General features: G+C 44.8%; 2 protein-coding genes. Both read left to right on the forward strand.

The annotated features are described in order from the left end of the window. Positions 1-759: hypothetical protein (locus tag ABY436_RS19940; protein ID WP_372740669.1), on the forward strand; the 759-nt coding region annotated here is incomplete at its 5' end. A 78-nt stretch (positions 760-837) separates the two neighbouring features. Then, positions 838-2,513: XrtA/PEP-CTERM system TPR-repeat protein PrsT (prsT, locus tag ABY436_RS19945; RefSeq protein WP_372740670.1), on the forward strand; the 1,676-nt coding region annotated here is incomplete at its 3' end.

The following is a 2,513-nucleotide window of genomic DNA, read 5'->3' on the forward strand; positions in this document are numbered from 1 at the left end:
ACACCACTACCAAGAGATTGGCTAGCTAAAGTAAGTAAGGAAAGAAATGTCGGTGGATGGAACGCCTCCGGGGCCTTATATGGAACACGCGCAGAAGTGTCCGTTGCACGCAAAAAACTTAAAAAAGCATTACGTCGCATCCCATCGACAAAACTTCATTTTGTAGACGATCGAACCGTTAAAATTGCATCCAAAATAGCCCGCCCTTACAAATGGACTACCGGCATTGATTTAACAAAAGCGTTAGAAATGGTAGTCGCTTTTATCAGACTCAAACGTGGAATCCCAAGTAATACTTTTATACCCAGTACTTATTGGCGAAAAAAACAACCTGCTCCGGCTGCAGACAATGCCGACCCAAACCGGGATCGTTGCGGATTAATATGGCTGGCACCTATAGCCCCCATGACAGGCGAGCACGCCAGCGCTCTTGAAGAGATAATAGAAACGACGTTATTGAGCTATGGTTTTGACCCGGCAATATCCATGACATTATTGACCGAGCGCTGTATCGATAGCGTTATCGCCATCGCTTATGATCGTGATTTTCCAGAAGAAGAAAAACGCGCACTTCAGTGTCACGACGAACTCTTAGCAAAACTCATAGAAAAAGGCTATTACCCCTACCGGCTATCGACCTATGCGATGGGAAAACTACCAAAAGCAGAACCGGCTTACACTGATCTAATGAAAAAATTTAAGGTCGCTATCGACCCTCAGCACATTATTGCGCCTCGCCGATATGAAGAACATAAATAGTCATAATATTCTTATTAATACTGACTCAGGAGATGGATTTTGAAAACGTCAATAATCAACAGCCCATACAAACATAAATTGATAACTGCATTAACCCTATGCAGCCTTCTATCACTACCAGCTTCCCCCGTTGCAGTAGCCAATACGGATCCCGCTTATATGCAAGAGGTAAGCTCGTATTTAAAACAAGGACAGCATAGAAGCGCGGAAATCGTTCTCAAAAATGCACTGCAGAAAAACCCGGAAGATGGCGTCGCCAGACTCGCTTTAGGTAAAATTTATTTAGCCCAAGGTAACTTCGCTGCCGCTGAAAAAGAGATAGATAAAGCCCACCGTTTAAACCCTGAAGATCATGAAACAAGCATCATACTTGCGCGTACGTTATTACAAAGCCGTAAGTTCAAAGAGTTGAAAAACCTTCTGTCTGATACAGAACAGTGGCCAGTCGAACTAAGAACCGAAGCCTATACCATTCGAGCACAGGCCTCTATTTACTATGGAGATATACCGCACGCAAACAAGATGCTAACGCAAGCCACGCAGCTTAACCCAAACAAACCAGTTGTATTATTTACCAATGCCCTGCTGCAAGCCCAGGTCAACGAAGCGGAACAAGCCAAAAAATATTTAGAGCAACTTTTTTTGCAGGAACCAGATCATACCCAAGGGCTACTACTGCAAGGTGATCTGGCAATGGCAAGCCAGGAATATGCCTTGGCAATTCAAGCCTTCAAAAAGTTAACGGATACGCAATCACAGATAGGAATAGCAAATATAAAACTAGCTAAGGCATACATGGCGGAGAATAAACCAGATGAAGCCACCCTCCAGCTAGAAAAAGTGTTGGCGATTGTACCCGAAGAGCCGGAAGCCAATGCGCTGCAAGCGAAGATAGAGTTTGCGAAGAAAAATTATGCCAAAGCCCTCCGGCACGCTGAAGCGAGCCTATTATATTCAACAAACGACCTGCAAAGCCTATATATAGCTGCAGCATCTTACTATTCTGCTGAACGTTATGAGGCAGCCTACAACCAAATAAACAAAGTACTGGATCGCGTTCCAAACCTGGTAGAAGCATTAAAACTTAAAGCAGCGATTGCGCTCAAACTGGGGTTAACGAAAGAAGCTACCGCAACATTATCTCAACTCAACAGTGATACATTTGTACAAAGTGATAACGAATTGTTGGTTGCTGCAGGGCTCGCCTCACTGCACGACAAAAACTTTGACTCAGGCAAACGTTTACTCAAACAAGCGACTGACCTTAACAGCAGTGATCCACGCGTGAATCTGGGGCAGGCATCCGTTGCAGCTAAAGAAGGAGACATTAACGCGGCGATTGCTGAACTGCTTAAAGCCATAGAAAAAACACCCGATTCACCACAAGCCAAAATAGCCCTTATTTTAACTTATCTACAAAACAAGCAACCCGACCTTGCCCTTAAACATGCTCAGCAGTTTACACCCGAGCATCCCAATAACGCTGATGGTGCGACGCTGGAGGGTTTAAGCTATGTCATGCTGAAAGATTTAAAAAGTGCCGAAACTGCTTTCAACAAGGCACTCTCCATTGAGCCCGGCAACCCCAACGCGAGTCATAATCTGGTGGCTCTGATCGCCAGACAGAGCAATGATCCTCAAACAATCCGAAAAATCCATGAAGACGTAATAAAGCACCACCCTGACAACCCAACGTCACTCACCGAGCTAGCGATATTAAGCATGCAGGCGGGTGACTACGAAAACGCCACACA

It is taken from the genome of Neptunomonas sp. (assembly GCF_041601355.1).
Taxonomy (GTDB): domain Bacteria; phylum Pseudomonadota; class Gammaproteobacteria; order Pseudomonadales; family Balneatricaceae; genus Neptunomonas.